The following is a 22,443-nucleotide window of genomic DNA, read 5'->3' as shown; positions in this document are numbered from 1 at the left end:
CTATTTTTATATAAAAAAAGAAGTTTATTAATTAATATTAACATAATGTTGAAAATCTTTGAATTAATGAAAATTGAAAATTTCAAAATAATATGAGCAAAAATAAAAAAGCCTTCGGGGAAATACACCGAAAGCTTGAGTTTATGCTGATAAAAATTAAATATTTATTCTGATTTTACAACGCCGGTTCTTTCAGAAATACCGTTGGCGTTAAAGGCTTCGATTTGAAAATAGTAAGCATCCGTTCTGTCTGCACCCGTGAAAAAGTATTCGTTTTTACCGTAGACCATTATACTGCCGTACAATTTGTCTGGTGACTTCCCCCAATAGATGACGTAACCGTCGGCGTCAGAATTCTGCTGCCATTTGAACCAGATGCTTCTTCTTTCGCCATATTTTTTAGCGTCAGCTCGCAATGGAACAAAATTTTGAACTTTTTCGGGTTTGCTTCCTGCGCCTTTTCCAAAAACACGGAATCCGCTTAAAGCAAATTTTCCGGTTGGCATTTTCAGATTTTCCATTTTAAGGAATCTTGCTGTTGCTGGTTTTTGTAATTCTATGTAGTCGTGCGGGACATCTTGTTGATTTTTAGATTTGTCAACGATCACTTTCCAGCTTTTCCCGTCATTAGAACCATAGATTTTGTACTGATGCATTTTGCCGAGCGTTTTTCCCATCAACTCAACATCCTGATCCGCATAATTAATTTGAATGGCATTGATGTTAGAAACTTCTCCCAAATCGGTTTGAAACCATTCTCCGGAATTGCCTGTTTTTGCAGACCAATAGGTTTTAATATCTTCATCAACCGCAAGATTGGGCTGATAACCGCCTAAAGTGGAGGAAACCTGAACTGGTTTATTATAATTGAGCAACATCCAATTGGTAAATAAACCTTTCGAGAAATCTTTTCCCTGAGCGTATTGCGGAAGCAGGGTAGGATAATCGCCGTAAGCTGTGTTGGTGTACATCACGTCGTCTTTGTCAAAGCCAGTCGGCCAGATGCCCAAACGTCTTTCAAAATTGTTTTTTGTGGAGATGAAGATGGTTGAAACATGCCACCAATTCCCAAAATTATCTTCGAATGTGGCGCCGTGACCAGCACCTCTTGCGAATCCGCCTGGTTTGTAGGAAAATGGATTGTGTTGTTGGTATTCAAAACCTTCCAATGGATTCTTGGAAACATAAACACCGTCTGAGTAACCACTGAATTCTGTGGCTGGTGCGCCATATTGCAGGTAATATTTGTCTTTGTGCTTCGTCATCCAGGCACCCTCTACAAAGGGCTGAAGGAAAACGTTGTCGTTGTATTCGCCAAATCTTTCCCAGCCGTGGTCTTCTGGTTTTAATCTCAAAATAGGTTTTACGAAACCTTCGGACTGCAACGTTTTTACTTTAACTTCAGTTCCCAGAAGAGGCCATTCATTGCTTGATCCCCAATAGAGGTACAGTTTGTTTTTGTCTTCGTCGTAATGGAATGCCGGATCCCAGGCGCCTACTTTCAAAGTGTCAACAGCGATTTTCCAATCGTTTTTTGTGGGATTTGTACTTTTCCAAATCGGGAAATCCTGTTCCCAGGTTGAGCCGAAAACATATAAGGTGTCTTTCATTGCCCAAACTGCCGGCGCATTCAGATCGTGGATGTATTTTTTGTCTCTCAGGAATTTTCTGTGGACAAATTTCCAATCCAGCATATTGTCACTGTACCAATAGCCTTCCTGATTGGTCGAAAATAAAAACAATTTTTTTTGGAAATTGACAATCACTGGATCTGCCGTGGCGCGGTGTTTTCCCTGTTTTGAAAAAACTTCGAAAGGCGTGTAGCCATAATCTATATTGATAGGATTGCAATAGGTCTTTTGCTGGGCCGAAATCCAACTAACAGACATAATGAAGAGAAGTGTTGCTATCGTTTTTAATTTCATTTTGCTTTTATTCTGAGATTTTACTGTAATGTTCAAGCATGTTATTGTCAAATCTGAAGGTGTCCTGCTTTATTTTCATACCATCTGCCTGATCTCTGTAATAAAAAAGAATATGGTCTTTGTCGTCCACCACCAGTTTTTTGCCGGCAGATTTGCCACCGTAGAATTTATCTAATTTATAGATGACGTATTTTCCGCTTTTCAAAGTCATAATGATAGGGAAGAACTGTGATGGTGCAACACCGCTTCTGTTAAAATCATTGACCACATTGGCTATATAATCTTCCTCGCCATCCTGGTTGAAGTCACCGTGATCTATAGTCACTACCTCGTTGTTGATTAGGAAATCTTCAAATTTGATGTCTTGCACACCATCTGCTCTGTAATACTTCATGTCATCATTGATATTAAGCTTGTTGGTAAAACTGTTCTTGCTGATGATGCTTTGGAGGGTTTTGAGATCCATATCACTTCTGACGCAAGAAACAAGGCCAATTGTAATTAATAAATAAGATAAGATTTTCATTAAGGCAGAGATTTATTCCAAATTAACTAAAAAAAGCGGAAATCCCGCTATGTTTGAAAATTAAATAGTGTCGTCCCATTTTTTTACGATCAGATCCATGAGATAATCCGGACATTTTACGATCTTATTGGTTTGAGAATCCAGAAAAAAAAGTGTGGTAGAAGCTTCTGTGATTTTCACCTGATCTTCGTTGAAAATTTCATAATCGAACTCGATCCGGATGCCCGGAATTTTTCTAACGTAAGTCCGTATTTCCAAAAGTTGGTCATAAAGTGCTGGTTTCAAATACTTAATTTTATATTCGGAAACGGGAAGGAAAATGCCACGCTTTTCGATTTCGTCATAAGACATCCCGAGGCTTCGGAAAAGTTCTACTCTGGCTACTTCAAAATATTCTGCATAGTTCCCATAATAGACATATTTCATAGGGTCTGTTTCGCCGTAACGCACTCGTAATGTGGTGATTGTGTGTATCATTTTAAGTCATTAATAATTCATACAAATATATTTTTTAATAATCAATAGTGAAAAAATTTTTTTTAGAAAATTAATAATTGGATATTTGTTGTCTTCTAAAAAAACTAAAATCTTACCGGAAATAGCAGCAGAAAAATGAATGAAAATTTAGTATTGATCTGGGATAGATGTCTCCAATTCATGAGAGACAACCTAAACGCAGCGGAGGATAATACGGACCTCAAAAAGTTAGAAAATTCTTTTGACTTGTTGTTTGATAAAGTTCAACCAATTTCTTTGGTGAACAATAATCTGACCTTGCTAGTTCCTAGTGATTTTTACAAAGAATATATAGAAGACAATTACCTGTCTTTACTGTCTGCTGCGCTCAAGAAAAACATCGGTAAAGGGGTAAAGTTGTGGTATTCTGTGATGGAAAACAAACCATCCGGGAAAGAGAAACCAATTACGATGAACGTCAAAGGAATCTCTACCCAACAGCCAAAAATACAGGAAGCAAGACCAATTCTTAAAGATACCAACGTCAATCCTTTTGTCGTTCCAGGGATCAAGAAGATCAATATTGATTCTAATCTGAAAGCAGATCAATCGTTTGACAATTTTATAGAAGGAGAGAGCAACAAGTTTGCGTCAACTGTTGCAAGATCTATTGCGAAAAGGCCAGGTTCTACAGCGTTCAATCCTTTGTTTGTGTATGGAGGTTATGGTGTTGGTAAAACCCATCTGGCGCAAGCGATCGGTCTGGAAGTAAAATCTTCTTATCCCGAGAAAGTGGTTCTTTACCAATCGTCAGAAAAATTTATTCAGGATTTTGTAAAAGCAGCAAAGTCTCAGAACAAAACAGATTTTCAGCATTACTATCAGATGATCGATGTTTTGATCATCGATGATATCCAGTTCCTTTCTGGTAAAGCAGCAACCCAGGACAGTTTCTTCCATATTTTTGATTATTTGCATCAGAATGGGAAACAGATTATCCTGACTTCTGATAAAGCGCCGGCAGATATCCTTGATACGCAGGAAAGAATTATTTCCCGTTTCAAATGGGGACTTTCTGCAGAGATCAAATCGCCAAACTTCGAAACCAGAAGAAAAATCATTGTTGATAAATTAAGCCGAGACGGTATCGAATTGACAGACGATATGCTGGATTATCTGGCTTCGGAAGTTAAAACGAACGGTGTGAGAGAACTGATAGGTGTTGTCAATGCTGTAATCGCTTATTCTACCGTTTACAAATCAGATTTCAGTCTTGACCTGTTGAAAGACACCATCAATAAACTGGCGACAACCCAGAAGAAAACCATCAATATTCCTTACATTCAGGAGATTGTTTGCGATTATTTTGGAATCCAGAGAGAACAGTTGTTGTCTAAAACCAGAAAAAGAGAAATTGCTTTGCCTAGACAGCTGGCTATGTATTTTGCAAAAGAGTACACCAACGCAACCTTCACAAAAATTGGTGAGGAAATGGGCGGAAAAGACCACTCAACGGTGATGTATGCCTGTGATACGATCAGAGATGTTTCGAAGATTGATAAAGAACTTAAAAAATATATCAAGGATCTGAAAGAAAAGATCGCTCAATAACAATCAACAATGTCTGGAGAATTATTCAGACATTTTTTTATGCTGTTTTTCCAAAGGTTTGAGGGTGAAGTTTTCTTTCATTTTGACATTGGTTTCCTGCACGAAGAGATAGCTGCTATTCTTCATTCTGCTCAGTTGAATGCAAGATCCAACAAAGAATTTTACTGACTAAGCGTTTTTAAGATATGCAAAGGCGTCAGCTTTACCAAGAACTATCACGTGTTTGCCATGATTGAGTCATTGCAGGTGATCACATTATAAAACGAGAACAGTTAACGGTAGCATTTTTTTCTTAACCACAAACTCACTTTTACCAGCAAAATCAGAACCGGAACTTCTATCAGCGGCCCAATTACCCCAACAAAGGCCTGTGCAGAATGAATTCCGAAGACAGAAATAGCCACCGCAATAGCCAGTTCAAAATTGTTTCCGGTAGCCGTGAATGAGATCGCTGCATTTTTGTCATAAGGAACATTCATAGATTGATTGATGAAAAAACTTACGAAAAACATTAATATAAAATAAATAACCAAAGGAATAGCTACTTTCACCACATCCATCGGCAATTCTACAATTTTATCACCTTTTAAACTGAACATTAAAACGATGGTAAACAGTAATGCATACAACGTCAACGGTGAAATTGCAGGAACAAATTTTATGTTGTACCATTCTGTTCCTTTTAATTTGACCAAAATAGATCGGCTGAGAAAACCTGCTAAGAAAGGAATTCCTAGATAGATCAAAACACTTTCTGTCACATCGCGCATCGGTACCGAAATATGGAAATCTCCAAAACCTAATTTCTGCGGTAAAACATGAATGAAAAGCCACACAAAAAAGCTATACGAAAAGATTTGAAAAATACTGTTGAGTGCTACCAAAAGTGCAGCATACTCACGGTTTCCTTTTGCCAAATCATTCCAGACGATCACCATTGCGATGCATCTTGCCAAGCCAATTAATATCAAGCCGACCATATAGTCCGGTTCGCTTTTCAAAAAGATAATGGCCAAAATGAACATCAAAATCGGACCCACGATCCAGTTCAGCAACAAAGAAAGTGAAACTGTCTTTTTGTCTCTGAGAGCAACGGGTAGCAGAGAATAATCCACTTTTGCCAATGGCGGATACATCATCAGTATAAGTCCCAATGCCAGCGGAATATTGATGGTGCCCAAGGTAAACGAATCTACAGTTTTGGAAATGTCTGGAAAAACAAACCCTAATCCAATGCCAATGGCCATGGCAAGGAAAATCCAAACGGTGAGAAAACGGTCGAGAAATTTTAGTTTCGTCTGCATCAATTTATTTTTTAATTAAGGAAAAAACATACAGGCATTCCATGGCGATTTGATTGCTTCTTTCGTTATATTTTTCGTTTTCAAGACAAGAGTCATCGTAAGATTTCGGATCAAAATAGGTCGTTCCAATCCGCAGATCGCATCCTGGAATGAAAGGGCAATTATCGTCTGCATCACCACAAGTCATCACGGCGACAAAGTTTTCTTTCGGCAGACTGGCGTGCTCTATCGTTTTGGAAAAACAGAGATTCGATTTGTTTTCTCCAAAAATGACTTGGTATGTTGGATTATCAGATTCATCCAGCTTTTTTACCTCAAAACCTGAAAAGATGAGTGCGTCAATGGCGTTCTGGTTAAAAGCTGTCGCCTCTGTACCTGCTGAAAATGTTTCAATATCAAAGCCGTAAAAATCTGCAGCAACCTTCGCCCAAACCTGTCCCAGATGACTTCTGCGCGAGTTGTGCGTACAAACATAAAGCAAATGGATTGCTTTGCCGGAGTCTGATTTTCCCTGAATATGATCTGCTAATTTTTCCAATCGCATTTTCCGTTCAGCATTGATCTCTTTAAAGTTTTGGCTGATAATTTCGCAACGGTCTTTGATGGTAGCATTCATCGGATTTGATTTTTAGATTTTTGGTTTAACAGCAGCCACTTCCTGGTGTACAGGAGTTTGAAGGATTGGCTGTGAAGTCAGACAGGTTTTTCTTTTGTTTTTTTGCAGGAATGCCGCACGCATCCTGAGCCAAACAAGCTGTTGTTTTATTTTTCAGGACAAATGTTTTCCCGTTGAATGCCAGATCGTACTTCCCGATGGTTTCAGATTGGTATTCGACTTCAATTTCATGATCTTCGATGCCTAGTTGGTCTTCAGCAAGTTGAATGATATTGAGAAGTTTGCTTGGCTTCAGGCGGTGATCAAGATCATCTGCATTCCATAACTGGAAATTGACGACTTTTTCACTTCTGATGACGCCACCACAGTCGATGAAGTTTTTCGTGATCATTCCGACTTCTGTCACGTGGAAGTGTTCCGGAACCATTGTTCCATTTTCCAGCTGAAATTCCACATTTTCCAACGTTGGTAAGATCTGTTTTAGGTCTGAAAGTTTCATTTTTTTATATTTTAATTTTGTTTGATTGCAATAGGACGATGGATTGGGTCAAAAAATGCCTAGCAACATTTCCCTTCGGTGACGCTAATGACGTTGGAGAAATAATTTTTCAGGATAGCAAACGTGGTTTCATCTATACAATAGCAGATGGATGTTCCTTCAATATTCCCCTTGATCAGTCCGGCATTCTTAAGTTCTTTCAAATGCTGAGAAACGGTTGGCTGAGCCAGAGGCAGTTCGTTCACAATGTCGCCGCAGATGCATTCATTCACTTTCATTAGATATTCTATGATCGCAATTCTTGCGGGATGTCCCAATGCTTTGGTGATGTTGGCGATCTGATTTTGACGGTCTGTGAAATGTTCTGTTTTGCTAGCTCCCATTATTCTAATTTAATATTGCAATATTACGATAATAGATTTAACGACAAAATGTTTTTGAATTAAATTTTAAATCAATAAATTGAGGATGTTTTTAATTTTAATTAGATACTTTTTACAATGAAAATACTAATGGTCTGCCTCGGAAATATCTGTAGAAGTCCTCTGGCTGAAGGGATTTTGAAACACAAATTGGGAGACGGTTATCTGGTAGACAGCGCCGGCACCATCAATTACCACGAGGGAAGTCAGCCAGACGAACGCTCCATCCGAACCGCCATCAAAAACGGAATCGATATTTCTAACCAAAAATCAAGGCCAATTTCAAAACCGGATTTTGATAGGTTTGATCTCATTTTCTGTATGGACAAAAACAACTACAAAGATGTTTTGAAACTCGCAAATGATTCTCAAAAACATAAAGTCAGATTAATCCTTAGCAGTGACCAGGAAGTTCCGGATCCTTATTTTGGAGGTATCGATGGTTTTGATCAAGTTTATAAAATGCTCGACGAATCCTGCGAAATAATTGCTCAAAAAATCAAGAACAATACCGTATAACGCTGAAACAATTCTAAATTTGTAAGACAAGCCACTCTTATGAATTTTGACATTGAACAAAAACAGCTGAAACCCAAAAAGTTCTATCAGCATCTGTATATTCAGGTGCTGATTGCCATCCTATGTGGTGTTTCGCTCGGTTATTTTGATCCAGATCTGGGCGAGAAGATGAAACCTCTGGGCGACGGATTTATCAAACTGGTGAAGATGATCATCGCGCCAGTGATCTTCCTCACGGTTACCACTGGAATTGCCGGAATGAGCGATCTCAAAAAAGTCGGAAGAGTCGCTGGGAAAGCGTTCATCTATTTCTTCACGTTTTCTACCTTGGCTTTGATGATCGGTTTGGTTGTCAGTCACATTGTTCAGCCCGGAAAAGGTCTCAACATCGACCCGAGTACGCTCAACGGCGCAGAGATCGAGAAATATGTCCAAGCGGCGCACGACAATTCTTTGGTCAGTTTTATTTTCAATATCATCCCGGCAACCCTTTTCAGTCCTTTGACAGGCGATCATATTTTACAGGTTCTTTTGGTCGCCATTCTGTTTGGGGTGGCATTGGCTATGACCTCTGAGAAAAGCCAACCGGTCCAGGATTTCCTACAGACTTTGACGATTCCGATTTTCAAAATTGTAGAGATATTAATGAAACTCGCTCCCATTGGTGCTTTCGGAGCAATGGCCTTTACGATTGGGAAATACGGCGTGGCGTCTCTGAGAAATCTCGCCATGCTGGTTGGTACATTTTATCTCACTTCTGCCTTGTTTGTCATTTTGATTTTGGGAAGTGTGGCGTGGTACAATGGATTCAATATGTTCAAATTGCTTAGATATTTAAAAGACGAAATCCTATTGGTTTTAGGAACCAGTTCATCTGAACCAGCCCTTCCGGGACTCATGAAAAAGCTGGAAAATGCGGGCTGTGAAAAAGCCGTGGTCGGTTTGGTGGTACCGACAGGCTATTCCTTCAATCTGGATGGCACCAATATTTATATGACTCTGGCGGCGCTGTTTATCGCTCAGGCTTGCAACATCAATCTCACTTTGGAGCATCAGCTGGGTTTGCTTTTAATAGCGATGCTCAGTTCCAAAGGTGCAGCGGGCGTTTCCGGTGCAGGATTTATCACGCTCGCAGCAACTTTGGCGGTCGTGCCCGAAGTTCCGATTGCGGGGATGACTTTAATTCTCGGGATCGACAAGTTTATGTCCGAATGTCGTGCAGTGACCAATGTCATTGGAAATGCCGTTGCAACGGTAGTCGTTTCCAATTGGGAAAATCGCCTCGACAAAGACCGATTGAAGGAAGTTTTGAACTAACTTTGTCATTAATGAAATTTGACTACGTTGAACCACTGCGTTAGGTTTGGGCAGCTTAATCCGCCTTCCGTTCCCGCTTTTTTCTGCCATTGCGATCGAAGTGAAGCCATCTATAGAACTTTTCTACAATCGCAATGGCAGAAAAAGAGCTCCACTCAAGTCGGGCTGCAGATTCAACATATAACAAGATTCAATATTAAAAACATAATTTTGTCATTCCGTAGGAAACTCAGCGGTTGAGATTGATTGCGCCACCACTACGTTAGTTTTCATACGCAATGACCATGAAACAGTAAGTACTTTTTACTATAGACAATATACTTTTTACAACAAAAATATGCTTTACCTTTTACCAGCTTACCTTTCCGAGAACTCACCAATCTGTTATTTTGCACCAACGATTAAAGACATCATTATGAATGTCGATCATTACTTTGTGGAAAATGAAAAAACGGCCAGAAAAGTCATCAGGTTTTTCGCTACGGAAAAGAAGCAACCAGAACTAAAATTGTATCTTCTCGACAAACATACCGAAACTGCAGATCTTAAAGAAGCCCAAAAACTCATGAAAGAAGGTGTGGATTTCGGATTATTGTCAGAAGCGGGTTTGCCTTGCATCGGTGATCCGGGAAATATAATCGTCGGTTGGTCTCATAAAAACAATATCAAAGTGATTCCTGTCAACGGGCCAAGTTCTTTCGTTTTGGCTTTGATTGCAAGTGGTTTCAACGGTCAGCAGTTTTCGTTCAACGGCTATTTGGCCATCGAAAAAGAGAAGAAGAAAAAGGAAATCCAACATCTGGAAAGTCTGGTGGATAAAACGGGCTTCACGCAGATCTTTATGGAAACCCCTTACCGCAACAATCCACTTTTTGAAGATCTTACAAAATTCCTGAATGCGAATACAAAACTATGCATCGCAGCTAATATCAATGATCCTGAGAACGAATTCATCCAAACAAAAACCGTCAATGACTGGAAAAAACAAAGACCTGAGTTGCATAAAATCCCTACTGTTTTTTTGATTGGGAAATAAGATGTCATAGAAACTGGATTTTGGTCTAACTTCTAACCTTTAAAACCTAAGCTCTACTCTTATGAAGCAAACTTTCCCTTTTTACCTCAAACTTTCGTCTGTATTAATAAGCATTGTGATTCTGGGTTTTCTTGCCATCATTGGTGAGCAGATCCTGATTCCGATGGTTTTAGGATTGCTGATCGCTATTTTGCTTTTTCCGCTGTGCCGTTTTATGGAGAAAAAGCTCCGGTTCCCTAGGGGTTTGTCCTCTATTATAGCCAGTCTTCTGGCATTAGCCATCATTGGTGGTGTGATCTATGGTTTATCTATCCAAGTGGCGAAGCTGGCAAACGACTGTTCATCATTTCAAAAGCAGTTTACCGCATTGATAGATGATCTTCAGGGTTGGATTTCCCGAACCTTTGGCGTGAGAAGAAAAGAGCAGTTAACTTACCTGAATGATACCGCCAAAAAATCGATCAGTACAGGAACTGCCATTCTGGAAACAGCACTCAAATCTGTGGGTTATGTGCTGATGCTCACGGGTTTTACATTTCTGTTTACCCTGTTTTTTCTGTTGTATAGAACCCATCTGCTGAAGTTTCTAGTCGCCAGTTTTTCAGAAACTCATCACAAGACAGTCTTTGAGATCATAGAAAATATTCAGTTTATGGTGAAAAAATATCTGGTAGGATTGTTTCTGCAAATGCTGATTGTGACTGTTTTATCCCTGATTGCTTATACGAGTATTGGTGTCAAATATAATTTTATGCTTGCGATTCTCACAGGAATCTTGAATATTCTGCCTTATATCGGCATTTTTACAGCTTTGTTGGTTGGTGCTTTGATCACGTTTGCTACCTCAGGCGTCAGTCATGTTTTGTTTATTGTCATTGCAATTGTTGTAATCCACGCCATCGACGGGAATATCATTATGCCAAGAGTTGTTGGCTCCAAAGTCAAGATCAATTCTTTGATTGTGATCATTGGTCTGGTGATTGGAGAGATGCTTTGGGGCATTGCAGGAATGCTGTTGACAATTCCTGTTTTAGCGATTCTTAAAATCATTTTTGATAGAGTAGAGGGTTTGCAGTCCTGGGGATTTCTGATGGGAGAAGATGATGATGTTCCGGTATTCAAATCAACTTTTGACAAGTATTTTTTGGTGAAGAAAACGAAGATCGAAAAAGTGGAAATAATTTCTGATCCGAAAGATGAACCGACTAAATAATGTTAAAACTTCTAAAAGTATACAATCCCGCAGCCCGACTTGAACGGAAATCCTTTTGCGAGGAGGAACGACGAACAAAAGATTGGGAGTGGAAGGCGGATTAAGCTGCCCAAATATTAAAATGAAAACGATGAAAAAACTAAGTTTACTATTCGTAATATGCTCTTTGTTTCTGAATGCTCAGACCAAAAAACAAAATCTTGCTGCTGTTAAAAAGTTCCAAAAAGAACTGAATGCGGAATATCTGAACCCCAAAGAATCGCCGTTGCGAGGCGATAACCAGGCGAATTTCAAAAAACACCCGTTCTTTCCGGTGGATTGGGACTACAACGTTACATCAAAATTTGTAAAGACTAAAAACCCTGTTCCGTTTGAGTTGCCAACTTCTTCCGGGGCATTCAAACAGTATCAGGAATATGGAAAAGCTGAGTTTCAATTAGATGGTAAAACATATACTTTAACTGTTTATCAAAGTCTGGATCTGATGAAGTTGGAGCAGTATAAAGACCATCTTTTTCTGCCCTTTCGCGATGAGACCAATGGCAAAGAAACCTACGGCGGCGGAAAATATATGGATCTGAAGATCCCGAAAAATGACGAGATCATTCTGGATTTCAACCTTTCTTACCAGCCCTATTGCGCTTATAACGCTTTTGATTACAACTGTCCAATTGTTCCGGAGAATAACAAATTGCCTGTGAGAATAGAAGCCGGCGTGATGTATGAAGATGTTTATCATCCTTAATTTCCAACTTTAACTTCCTTTAACAGCACATTAGCACGAAGCTTGAAACCTATCCCTTAAATCAAAAAATTATGAGCGATAAAAAAGCAGCTGGACTATGGATAGACAGCACAAAGGCAATAGTAGTAACTAATCACGATGGACAGGAAGTAACAGAGTTTGCAGTGCTGGATACGGTAAAAGCGGAAATCCAACACGGTAACTCCAGCGAGAATGCAGCGAACAACGCAGAGCAATCCAACAAACTGAAATTCTACAAAGAGATAGAAAAACTGATTACCAACAGTACAGATCTGTACATTACAGGACCAGGAACTTCTCAGGAAGAGTTGAGAAACCACCTTTTGGAAACGCCTCAGTACAAAAACCTGACTATCAAACTAGGAACAGATTCGCAACTGAGCGAAGAACAAGTTCTTGAGGAAGTGAAATCACATTTTCACGCATAAAATTAAAAGCGATCAAAATTTTGATCGCTTTTTTTTTTTAAATCCTCTCCAATTCCCCGGAATCGATCGTGGTTTTGAACGTTCCGTAGTTCACGGTGACTTTACTTTTCTTGATCTCGTCTATGGTTCCGACGCTCGCGCTGCCTTTGATTCGGACGCGTTGGCCAACTTTCATCCAGACGGCTCTTTCTGCGACGCGTTTTTCTTCCAGCTTCTCGTTGGTTTCTACGATTTTTTCCTGCACATCTTCTTTTTTCAGCTGTTGCGTAATTTTACGCTTGATGACTTGCAGACGCTTGCTTTCGTCTTTGTCTACGCCCAGTTTTCTGTATTTTTCTTGTTCAAGAATTTTTACGAAATCTTTCACCACATCTTTTCTGGATTTCCCTTTGACGTAGCTGTCTATGAAAATTTCTATCTTGTTTCCGAACTGCAGTTTGCGGTGTTCGTCTTCATATAATTTTTGGAAATTGTGCAATTTCTGCTGAAGCTGTTCATTCAGTTTGTGAAGGTTATCACGCTTATCTTCTACAGAATCTCGTTTTTCTGACAGATCAGATTTGATTTTTTCTATCTCGAATTTTTCCTGCTGTAGTTTCACGATCGTCTTATCAAGGTTCACGATGTCGTGTTCCACTTTTTTCTTGGCAGAATTGATGATGAATCTCGGGATTCGGTTTTTCTCTGCTACTTCAAAAGTGAAAGAACTTCCGGCTTGGCCAACTTCTAATTTATACAAAGGTTCTAGCGAGTTTTCGTCAAAAAGCATCGCCGCATTGGTGGCTGCGGGCAGATTTTCTACAACAATTTTGATATTGGTGTAATGCGTTGTAATGATCCCGAAGCTCTTTTTGTCATAGAAGAATTCCAGAAAACTCTCTGCCAAAGCGCCGCCCAATTCCGGATCCGATCCTGTCCCGAATTCGTCGATCAGCAACAGTGATTTTCCGTCGGCCTCTTTGATCATTCCGGACATCTTTTTCAGTCGGGAAGAGTAGGTAGAAAGGTGGTTCTCTATGGATTGATTGTCGCCAATATCTGTCATTATTTTCTCGAAGAAGAACATCTCGGATTTTGGATGACAAGGCACAAGGATGCCACTCTGGATCATCAGTTGCAGAAGGCCAACCGTTTTCAAGGTGATGGATTTTCCACCGGCGTTTGGTCCGGATATACAGACGATTCTGTTGTGTTCTGTTAATGAAATCGTTTGCGAAAATATTTCTTTTTTCTCTTTTTTGTTTCTTATCCAAAGTAACGGATGAAAAGCTTCTCTCAATCTCAAAGTCTGATGACGGTTGATTTTTGGTAAAATGCCATTGACTTGGTCTGCAAATTTTGCTTTGGCTCTGATGAAATCCAGATCGAAGATATAAGACTGGTAATCTGTGAGTTGTGGCTGGAATTCTGCAATGTCGGCGGTCAGTTTTCTGAGGATCTTATCGATTTCTTTTTTCTCTTCTTCCTGATTTTCTTTCAGTTTGAAATAATGTTTTACCACGCTTTCCGGCTGGATAAAGGTGATAGAGCCTGTCTTTGAAATCCCTAAAACCCTACCCGGAACTCTTTTCTTAAATCCCGATTTGACTGCCAAAACGCGTTGATCCTCAATAATGCTTTCCTTAATGTCATCCAGAAAATCGCTTTGTCCGTAATTGAATAAGGCGCGGTTGAAATTTTCACTAATGGCTTTTCTGGCGTGTTGGATCTCTGTTCTAAGGGTTTTCAGTAGTGGTGATGCCTCGGTTTTCACTTCTCCGAAACGGTTGAAGACTTTGTCGATCTTGTCAACAATTTCTTTTCGGAATTCGAGGTGTTTGATTTCTTCCAGAAGGGTTGGGAAGATCTCGGAAAGCTGAGGAAAGAACCGCTGCAGTTTTCCGACTTGTTCCGTCATTGTTTTGATCCTGATGAAGGATTTGTTTTCCAGTCGGAAATTCTCGATCAGCATCAGTTTCAGTTCTTCTTCGATGTCTTCGTATTCATCGAAGGGAATGGCCGCTGCGCCTTCAAAACTTGAAAGGAATTCTGAGGTTTTTTTTAATGAGATTTCGGCTTCGTCAATCGGCATTGGGCGAAGTTCCATGATTTTGTCTGCCGTTTTTGGCGAGAATGCGAAAGGTGCGATCTCCGAAAGAAGTTCCGGAAATTCTAGTTCATTAAGGTCTGCTTGATTGATATTCACAATGCAAATTTACGAATTAGAATTGATGTTGTCATTTGATTTGGTTGTGAAATGTTGACCCTTGCGAAGCGCGTCCCGGCGCAAGCGGAGCTCTTTTTCTGGCATTGCGGTTCTGGCCATGTTCTACAGATGGTTTCACGGCGATCGCAATGCCGGAAAAAAGCGGGAGCTGTAGACGGATAAAGACGCCCCAATAAAAAAACAGCATCACCGGAAAGCCAGTGATGCTGCAATGAAAAATCTAATTATATGAAAAAGTATTAAATTTTTGTGGATAGGCTGAAGGTGAGGTTGAGATCATCTTTGACGACGATCATTCCGCCCATTTTTGTCGGTGGTGTGATGTTGAAATCACTGAATTTGACATTCTTACGCCCTACTAGTTTGCTGTTTTCTATCCCAAATTCTACATTGTATCTTCTGCTTTGGTTCATCATTTTCACTTCGATGACGGCGAGAAAGCTGTTTTGTGTCTTTGTGAAGTTGATGAATCTGACGGTCATATGGGGATATTTTTCGGCATTCAGTATTTTTTGAAAATCTTTTGTCATCATCTTGTTTCCGCAATCAAAATCTGCGACCCTTAGAATGATATTGGGCAGTTTTTTTTCGGAAAAATTATAAAGACCTGTTTCTGATTTGAACTTGTTGTTGACGCATTGGAAATGGTTTACATTGGTACTGCCATTGATCTGGACGTAGTTTTCCTGGGCGTTTGCAAAAAAAGTACAGCATGCGAAAAGTAAATAAAAAATTTTCATTGGGGTGATATTTAGTTTTCTGAATAACCTGCGCAGTCGTTGGTTTGAGTGGTTGTTTGTGCGCTTCAATTAGTTGATTGCTAAGGCTTTATTTTAAAAAAGCAGAGGAAGCCCGCGAGTTTCCTCTGCTGTGTAAAGTGGATGTTTTAGAAAGAGATGATCGCTTCTACGACAACGCCGCTGAATTTGCCATCTCTACGGATGTTGGTTGTTGGGTATCCATCGTATTTCTGATTGACGTATTCTAGTTTTGTAAGAATGTTTTTGGTCATAAACCAGCCGCCGCCAATGTTATATCTGTCTACACTGATGTCCTCTCCTGAGACCAGTTTTCCGTCTACCTTGTTGTATCGTCCGCCGAAGTAGAAGTTCTCTGTGTTGCCAAATCTGTAAAGCAATTCTGCTGCATATTGGTTGTAGGTTCTTCTTTCTGTTTCTACAAGATTACGTCCTGAAGCAGATTCAAAGATGCCGAAGAATTCCAATCCTTTGTATTTCACAAACGGGTTGATCATAAATGTGGTCAAGGTATTTGAGAAGTCGGGATCTACCATTCCAGATCTCATCTGTGCAGAAGAGGTGGCTGCTGTATTTTCCATGACGAAATAATATCTAGAACCAGCTCTGTCTCCGTTGTAGAAATCCAGTCGAGGTGCTCTTGCGATGTTATAGACAGATCCTGTTAGTCTAATTCTAAGGTCCTCGTTGATCTGTTTGTCGTAGCCCAATTTCCCATAGATCCCGGGACTTGTGCCTCCTGTTGCCGTTTGGTTCAGTCTGCCGTTTGTAACGCCGCCCATGACGATCACGTTGTTTCTTCTGTAATAGACCTCTGCGAAAGGGAATGTTGCATAGGCATCCATTAGGTAATTGCCTACGAATGGGTTCAGGATGGCATAAGCATTATCGGTTCTTCTGAGTTGTGCATCACCGTAGTTGATCTGATCTTGACCTACTTTGATGGTGGTGTACTTCATAATGTTTTCTGCAAAACCTTTTTCTATAAAGTCCAGTTTGTCGATTTGTAAATAACCACCTTTCACGTAAGTCTCATTGTGGTGACGGGATGATAGGAAGGTTCTCAGGTGAAGGTTGATCCCGTCGTACAAGGCCACATCTAAGTCCAGGTTTGCGGTAGGAAGGTTGATATTGTTTCCTATGTCAAATAATTTGGTGGTGTTCACGCCGGCTACCATGACAGGTGTGGCGTTGTTCTCGTGTTGTATGGCCTGAAATTGTAAGGCAAATGCGCCACCCACTTTCACTCTCAGGTGATCAAAGGTTGATACGGTATCTTTTGGGTTTTCGAAAACAGTAATCCCTCGTTTATCTCTTGGTTTCAAATTATCCAGTTTGCCTTCCTGTGCGAATCCCAATGTGGCTGTTAATAAAGCAGTGATTAAGCTTGCTTTTAGTAGATTTCTTTTCATGATAAATAGATATTTAATGTTAGTTAGCGGCGTTGATCGTGATGTCGATAGAAAGGTCGTCTCCGGTTTTGATGGTTCCCATCATAAATGTGGGTGCTTTGACGCCGAATGTTGACATTTTAATTTTTGCATTACCTTTAATACTGTAAGAAGCACCTGTTTTAGTAACTGTTACCGGTATTTTTACTGTTTTGGTCACATTAGCGATGGTCAGATTCCCTGTGATTGATGCTGTTCCGCTTGCCGGAAGTGAAGCCGTTGTAAAAATAAGTTCGGGATATTTGGAGGTTTGCAATGCTTTGTAGGCATTTTTATCCATTGCATTTTCTTTACTTTTCAGGCTTTCTGCTTTCATGACAAACCTAACATCTGTAATGATGTTTCCGCTAATGGTTCCGGTAAAATTCGACTGTGTGGAAGTCATGTTCCAATCGTGCAAAGTAGAGGTGCCGTTTATTTTTACATTGGTAGATTTTTGAGTTATTTTTTGAGCATATGATAATTGTGGAAGAAGAGTTACGCCTAATAATAATGCTAAACTGATTAGATTTTTCGTTGTTTTCATTTTAATAAAATTTTATTGTTATAATTAAATATTTTTCATTTTTGATATGTCAAAGGTATAAGATTAATAACAAATACAATATTATATTATGATGACAAAAATCTTATAAAGAGGTATTGTTGTTGCTTTGATAATTTTTATCGATTTATCTTATTGATTTCATCTAAATGTTAAAATTTTATTTATATCATGTTTGCCTTTATTCATAATATTTGACGAATTGTGAAATATGACATTTGTTAGGTGGTGCATAGCTGATTAAAATCAGTATTGAAATTTTTTAAATATTATAAAAAATGTTAAATTATTAATGAATTTATAAAATGTCACACTGGATGCTGATTGTATAGCTTCTTGTAGGGCTTAGCATAGTAATAAATGCCTGTAATTGTTACTTTTGTATTTTAATGTACAAAACTTACTAATGCATAGTCTTTTACCTTTTTTCCTGGCCATGGTCGCGGTCATCGTTATTTTGAATATGTTTGCGGCCAAACTTAGAATTTCTTACCCTATCTTATTGGTTGTAGGCGGTTTGGGAATTGGTTTTATTCCAGGCTTACCTGTGGTGAAAATTGATCCTGATCTTATTTTTTTTATATTCCTTCCACCCTTACTGTTTGAAGCTGCTTGGTCTATCTCTTTCAAAGAGATGAAGAAATGGTGGCGCATCATTGGAAGTTTTGCCTTTCTGGTCGTCTTTTTTACGGCGCTCTCTGTAGCATTGATTACCAATCACTTTATCCCTGGATTTACAATAGCTTTGGGGTTTTTGCTTGGCGGCATCGTTTCTCCACCAGACGCGGCAAGTACGGGAGCAATTACCAAATTTGTGAAAATACCCAGATCCACATCCACCATTCTGGAAGGTGAGAGTCTGTTGAATGATGCATCATCACTGATTATTTTTCGGTTTGCTTTGGTGGCAGTGGGAACAGGGCAGTTCATTTGGCAGGATGCCATAGTGAGTTTTGTGTGGATGCTTGTTGGTGGTCTAGGCGTGGGCTTGCTTTTGGGTTGGTTGTTTGTAAAAGCACACAAACTGCTTCCCACAGATGCACCGTCTGATATTGCTTTGACGATCATAGAGCCTTACGTGATGTATTGGATTGCGGAGCAAGTTCACAGTTCTGGTGTCTTGGCGGTTGTCGCTGGTGGGCTTTTTATGTCGGTAAGGCGGCTTCAATTTCTAGACAGCACCAGCAGAATCCATGGGTACAGCGTCTGGGAAAGTTTCATATTCATTCTCAATGGTGTTGTTTTTCTCATTATTGGGCTGGAACTTCCGGAGATCGTAGATGGACTGAGGAAGGATCAAATTCCGCTGGAGACTGCGATAGGCTATGGTGTTTTGGTGACGGTGATTCTGATTGTGGCTAGAGTCATCAGTTCTTACGCTGCATTGATTTCGACCATCATTTTCCGGCCAAGTGTAAAGCCTTATGCGTCATCGTGGAAAAAAAGATGGCTCATGCCTCTTCTTCTTGGCTGGACGGGAATGCGCGGTGTGGTTTCTTTGGCGGCGGCTTTGGCAATTCCTCTCACTTTGGGCAATGGCGATCCTTTCCCGTACAGAAATTTGATTTTATTTATCACCTTCGTTGTCATTCTTCTGACGCTTCTGGTGCAAGGCCTTACGCTGCCTTATATCATCAGGCGGTCTGGATTGTTTGAAGGTATTTCCGACGGGGAGAGTGAAACGTTGACAAAACAAAGGATCAAAAAAGAACTGAAGCAGCACGTTTATCATATCCTCAAGAATAAATACGAGAATGAGCCCAAAGGTCATTCCGGATTGGAAATGTTTCTCAAACATTGGGAGGAACGTGCGCAAGCGACAGATGACAGCTGGATGAATGAAAAGACAAAAGGCATCTTTATAGAACTGCTGGAAAGTCAACGGGAATATCTTACAGAATTGAATAAAGATCCCAAGATCAATGAAGAGATCATCCGCCAGCAATTGTTCCAGCTCGATCTTGAGGAAGAGCGGTTGAAAATGATTTGATCTGATGAAATGATGGTGATAAAGATTGCTAAAAATAAGCTCATTCGTTTTGGCTTCTTTAGTTTTGATCAATGATAATCTTGATTAAATATCAGAATTCAGCTGCGGGGCAAGAGTTTTACAAACAGCTTTTTTTTTAAAAAGATCAATTGCGCTTTGTGTATTTTGAATAGTGAAAACATGGTTTTAATTAAAAAAGATCCACTTTTTACGAAGCTGAGTAAACAATTTGGGGTTTTGCAATCACATTTTGCCCAATAATTAAGTGTTAAAAACACATTTTTTAAATAAAAAGTGCTTTTTTCTCTCTCTTCTTTAAAAAAAATACAATTTATTTTAAGTTTTTCTTATCATAATTTATATTAAATATCGATAAGAAAATTAAATGCATCGATGCGGATTACGCTCATTATCACAACGTATTTATATGATGATATCATTATTTATATGATAAGCTTATCATATATTTGTTGCGAATCTTATCATCATAAATAGATATGTAAATTGTTGATAGATAGTAAGTAATTGAAAATTTATTTTTTTTTATCGATTGTATTTTTATATTTGTGATGTTACGTAAATGTTAACAGTCAAATGAATCCAAATTTCATTCATACCTATTTATCCGTTGATTGTGTTGTCTTTGGTTTTGATCAGGAGAATAAACTTAATATTCTTTTGGTGCAACGCCACGTGGACGATGTACCTATTGTTCAGCAAAAGAAATTGCCAGGGAGTTTAATTTTCAGTGATGAAGATGTAGATGATGCGGCGAATAGGGTGTTGTATGAGCTTACGGGGATCAAAAAGATGGTGCTGAAACAATTCAAATGTTTTGCAGATCCAAACCGCGCCAGCAATCAAAACGATATCAGGTGGATGGGCAAAGAATATAAACATAATATTGACAGAATTGTCACAGTGGCTTACCTTTCTCTGTGCCGTATAGATCACAAAATCAACAGTACCAAATATGATACGGTTGACTGGCATCCGATCGATAAGCTTCCAAAATTACCATTTGATCATAACAAGATCATCGAGGAGTCTCTAATGGAAATCAAAAAATGGATTGATTCTGATTTTTCGATCATTTTTGTGCTTCTTCCAAAGAAGTTTACCATCAGACAATTGTATCAGCTTTATAACGCTTTGAGCGAAAAGAAAATTGATATCAAGAATTTTCATAAAAAAATATCATCATTCAGCTATATCATCGCATTGGATGAGATAGAAAGTAATGTTTCGCACCGTGCAGCCAGATATTACAAATTCGAACCCAAGATCTATAAAAAGACTCAAAATAAATTAATCAAATAAAATAAGCTTCTTACAAATTATGTATTTATTAGGATATGATATTGGCAGTTCTTCTGTAAAAGTTTGTCTCATAGAAGCTTCTAGTGGAAAAGTGATAGCTTCTGATTTTTCTCCGAAAAAAGAGATGAAAATAACGGCTATTAATCCCGGTTGGGCAGAACAGAATCCCGCCGATTGGTGGACAAATCTGAAACTGGCACATCAGTCCGTAATGTCGCACGCTGCGATCGATGCCGAAGATATCAAAGGTATCGGAATAACCTGGCAAATGCACGGATTGATTTTGGTGGACAAGGATCAGAATCTTCTGCGCCCATCCATCATCTGGTGCGACAGCCGCGCTGTTCCTTACGGCGAAAAAGCCTTCAAAGCAATTGGAGAGGAAAAATGCCTTTCACATCTTCTCAATTCCCCAGGTAATTTTACAGCTTCAAAATTAGCTTGGGTTAAGGAAAATGAACCGGATATTTTCAATAAGATTGATAAAATAATGCTACCCGGAGATTACATCGCGATGAAGCTTTCCGGAGATATAGGCATCACAGTAGAAGGTCTTTCTGAAGGTATATTCTGGGATTTTAAAAACAATTGTATTTCCGAAGATGTGATCAATTATTATGGGATTCCCAAAAGTTTCTTTCCAGAAATCGTTCCCACTTTTGGGATCCAGTCAACCGTATCTACATCGGCAGCAGTAGAATTGGGATTGAAAGAAGGAACACCTATTTCCTACAGAGCTGGTGACCAGCCAAATAATGCCTTGTCTCTTAATGTTTTTAATCCTGGTGAGATTGCTTCCACTGCAGGTACGTCTGGTGTAGTTTATGGCGTTTTGGACAAGCTAGATTATGATAAACTGTCCCGAGTCAACACGTTCGCTCACGTCAATCATTCGGAAGAGCAGATGAGATTGGGCGTTTTGCTTTGTATAAACGGAACCGGCATTCTTAACTCCTGGCTGAAGCACAATTTTGCAACATCACTATCCTCTTATGGTGATATGAATGAGTTGGCATCACTCTCGCCAATTGGATCAAAAGGTTTGAGTATTATTCCATTTGGCAACGGTGCAGAGCGCGTTTTGGAAAATAAAGACACCAGATGCTCTATCCACGGGATCAATTTTAATATTCATTCCAAAGGCGATGTGCTCCGCGCAGCACAGGAAGCCATCGTTTTCTCTTATGAATACGGGATGAATATTATGAGAGATATGGGAATGGACATCAATGTGATCCGTGCTGGTAATGCCAATATGTTTTTAAGTTCAATTTTCCGCCAGTCACTGGCCAGTGTGAGCCATGCTGTTATTGAACTTTATGATACAGATGGCGCAGTAGGCGCAGCAAGGGCAGCGGGTATCGGAATCGGATTTTATGAAGATTCTGACGAAGCATTTTCTTCACTTGAAAAAATAGCGGTGATAGAACCGGAGTTGGAAAAAAGAGAACAATATCTGGAAGCCTACGACAGATGGCAGGAGCATCTTAGAGAAATTTTATAATCAAAATCACAACCGAATTTGCAACAGACTTA

Annotated in this window: 22 protein-coding genes; 11 read left to right on the top strand and 11 right to left on the bottom strand. The window is 39.4% G+C overall.

The annotated features are described in order from the left end of the window. Positions 1–164 precede the first annotated feature (164 nt). Genes F564_RS0100285 through F564_RS0100275 form a run of 3 tightly spaced genes read right to left on the bottom strand, consistent with a single transcriptional unit; the run spans position 165 to position 2,928 of the window. Positions 165–1,925, bottom strand: coding sequence for a discoidin domain-containing protein (locus tag F564_RS0100285; RefSeq protein ID WP_028120824.1), 1,761 nt, complete (start codon positions 1,923–1,925; stop codon positions 165–167). 7 nt (positions 1,926–1,932) lie between these two features. Then, positions 1,933–2,451, bottom strand: coding sequence for a hypothetical protein (locus F564_RS0100280; protein WP_028120823.1), 519 nt, complete (start codon positions 2,449–2,451; stop codon positions 1,933–1,935). Positions 2,452–2,511: 60 nt separating this feature from the next. Next, positions 2,512–2,928: an acyl-CoA thioesterase gene (locus F564_RS0100275; protein ID WP_028120822.1), complete on the bottom strand. Its 417-nt coding sequence runs from the start codon at positions 2,926–2,928 to the stop codon at positions 2,512–2,514. A gap of 135 nt (positions 2,929–3,063) precedes the next feature. Between F564_RS0100275 and dnaA the strand changes: the two genes are divergently transcribed. Both dnaA and F564_RS20870 read left to right on the top strand, forming a co-directional pair. After that, positions 3,064–4,518 (top strand): chromosomal replication initiator protein DnaA, encoded by a 1,455-nt coding sequence (dnaA, locus tag F564_RS0100270; RefSeq protein ID WP_028120821.1) that lies wholly within the window; start codon positions 3,064–3,066, stop codon positions 4,516–4,518. 9 nt (positions 4,519–4,527) lie between these two features. Then, on the top strand, positions 4,528–4,686 hold the full coding sequence (locus F564_RS20870; RefSeq protein ID WP_154656767.1) for a hypothetical protein: 159 nt from the start codon (positions 4,528–4,530) through the stop codon (positions 4,684–4,686). 104 nt (positions 4,687–4,790) lie between these two features. On the opposite strand, the gene arsB is transcribed toward F564_RS20870, so the two are convergent. From arsB to F564_RS0100245, 4 genes are read right to left on the bottom strand one after another with little or no spacing between them, the layout of a single operon-like run. Beyond that, entirely contained in the window at positions 4,791–5,822 is a 1,032-nt protein-coding gene (arsB, locus tag F564_RS0100260) for an ACR3 family arsenite efflux transporter (protein ID WP_028120820.1), read from the bottom strand. 4 nt (positions 5,823–5,826) lie between these two features. Then, on the bottom strand, positions 5,827–6,438 hold the full coding sequence (locus F564_RS0100255; RefSeq protein WP_028120819.1) for a low molecular weight phosphatase family protein: 612 nt from the start codon (positions 6,436–6,438) through the stop codon (positions 5,827–5,829). A 25-nt stretch (positions 6,439–6,463) separates the two neighbouring features. Beyond that, on the bottom strand, positions 6,464–6,937 hold the full coding sequence (locus F564_RS0100250; RefSeq protein ID WP_028120818.1) for a DUF6428 family protein: 474 nt from the start codon (positions 6,935–6,937) through the stop codon (positions 6,464–6,466). Positions 6,938–6,996: 59 nt separating this feature from the next. Beyond that, a complete protein-coding gene (locus F564_RS0100245) occupies positions 6,997–7,320 on the bottom strand; it encodes an ArsR/SmtB family transcription factor (RefSeq protein ID WP_028120817.1) in 324 nt (107 codons plus the stop codon). 117 nt (positions 7,321–7,437) lie between these two features. Here F564_RS0100245 and F564_RS0100240 point away from each other — a divergent pair, with 117 nt between their 5' ends. The 6 genes from F564_RS0100240 to F564_RS0100215 all read left to right on the top strand — a co-directional run bounded on the left by F564_RS0100240 (position 7,438) and on the right by F564_RS0100215 (position 12,638). After that, on the top strand, positions 7,438–7,878 hold the full coding sequence (locus F564_RS0100240) for a low molecular weight protein-tyrosine-phosphatase (protein WP_028120816.1): 441 nt from the start codon (positions 7,438–7,440) through the stop codon (positions 7,876–7,878). A 39-nt stretch (positions 7,879–7,917) separates the two neighbouring features. Then, entirely contained in the window at positions 7,918–9,195 is a 1,278-nt protein-coding gene (locus tag F564_RS0100235; RefSeq protein ID WP_034980350.1) for a dicarboxylate/amino acid:cation symporter, read from the top strand. Between the two features lie 337 nt (positions 9,196–9,532). Further along, positions 9,533–10,231: an SAM-dependent methyltransferase gene (locus F564_RS0100230; RefSeq protein WP_028120814.1), complete on the top strand. Its 699-nt coding sequence runs from the start codon at positions 9,533–9,535 to the stop codon at positions 10,229–10,231. A 61-nt stretch (positions 10,232–10,292) separates the two neighbouring features. Further along, on the top strand, positions 10,293–11,444 hold the full coding sequence (locus F564_RS0100225; protein ID WP_028120813.1) for an AI-2E family transporter: 1,152 nt from the start codon (positions 10,293–10,295) through the stop codon (positions 11,442–11,444). Between the two features lie 130 nt (positions 11,445–11,574). After that, complete coding sequence (locus F564_RS0100220) at positions 11,575–12,189, top strand: DUF1684 domain-containing protein (protein ID WP_028120812.1); 615 nt, start codon at positions 11,575–11,577, stop codon at positions 12,187–12,189. Between the two features lie 71 nt (positions 12,190–12,260). After that, positions 12,261–12,638, top strand: coding sequence for a hypothetical protein (locus F564_RS0100215; protein ID WP_028120811.1), 378 nt, complete (start codon positions 12,261–12,263; stop codon positions 12,636–12,638). 37 nt (positions 12,639–12,675) lie between these two features. Here F564_RS0100215 and F564_RS0100210 read toward each other — a convergent pair whose 3' ends face one another. The 4 genes from F564_RS0100210 to F564_RS0100190 all read right to left on the bottom strand — a co-directional run bounded on the left by F564_RS0100210 (position 12,676) and on the right by F564_RS0100190 (position 17,579). Continuing rightward, on the bottom strand, positions 12,676–14,823 hold the full coding sequence (locus F564_RS0100210) for an endonuclease MutS2 (protein WP_028120810.1): 2,148 nt from the start codon (positions 14,821–14,823) through the stop codon (positions 12,676–12,678). A gap of 260 nt (positions 14,824–15,083) precedes the next feature. Then, a complete protein-coding gene (locus tag F564_RS0100200; RefSeq protein ID WP_028120809.1) occupies positions 15,084–15,584 on the bottom strand; it encodes a YceI family protein in 501 nt (166 codons plus the stop codon). A gap of 146 nt (positions 15,585–15,730) precedes the next feature. Next, positions 15,731–17,014, bottom strand: a complete 1,284-nt coding sequence (locus F564_RS0100195; RefSeq protein WP_028120808.1) for a hypothetical protein — start codon at positions 17,012–17,014, stop codon at positions 15,731–15,733. A 19-nt stretch (positions 17,015–17,033) separates the two neighbouring features. Then, positions 17,034–17,579 carry a YceI family protein gene (locus F564_RS0100190; RefSeq protein WP_028120807.1) on the bottom strand — a complete coding sequence of 182 codons (546 nt, stop codon included), beginning with the start codon at positions 17,577–17,579 and terminating at the stop codon, positions 17,034–17,036. Positions 17,580–18,003: 424 nt separating this feature from the next. Between F564_RS0100190 and F564_RS0100185 the strand changes: the two genes are divergently transcribed. The 3 genes from F564_RS0100185 (at position 18,004) to F564_RS0100175 (ending at position 22,411) form a co-directional block, all read left to right on the top strand. After that, positions 18,004–19,587, top strand: a complete 1,584-nt coding sequence (locus tag F564_RS0100185; RefSeq protein ID WP_028120806.1) for a Na+/H+ antiporter — start codon at positions 18,004–18,006, stop codon at positions 19,585–19,587. Positions 19,588–20,181: 594 nt separating this feature from the next. Continuing rightward, a complete protein-coding gene (locus F564_RS0100180) occupies positions 20,182–20,907 on the top strand; it encodes an NUDIX hydrolase (RefSeq protein WP_028120805.1) in 726 nt (241 codons plus the stop codon). A gap of 19 nt (positions 20,908–20,926) precedes the next feature. After that, a complete protein-coding gene (locus tag F564_RS0100175) occupies positions 20,927–22,411 on the top strand; it encodes a xylulokinase (RefSeq protein ID WP_028120804.1) in 1,485 nt (494 codons plus the stop codon). Positions 22,412–22,443 lie beyond the last annotated feature (32 nt).

It is taken from the genome of Epilithonimonas tenax DSM 16811 (genome assembly GCF_000428485.1).
Taxonomy (GTDB): Bacteria; Bacteroidota; Bacteroidia; order Flavobacteriales; family Weeksellaceae; genus Epilithonimonas; species Epilithonimonas tenax.
Note: the sequence above shows the minus strand (reverse complement) of the source record. Positions and strands in the feature narration are given on the sequence as shown.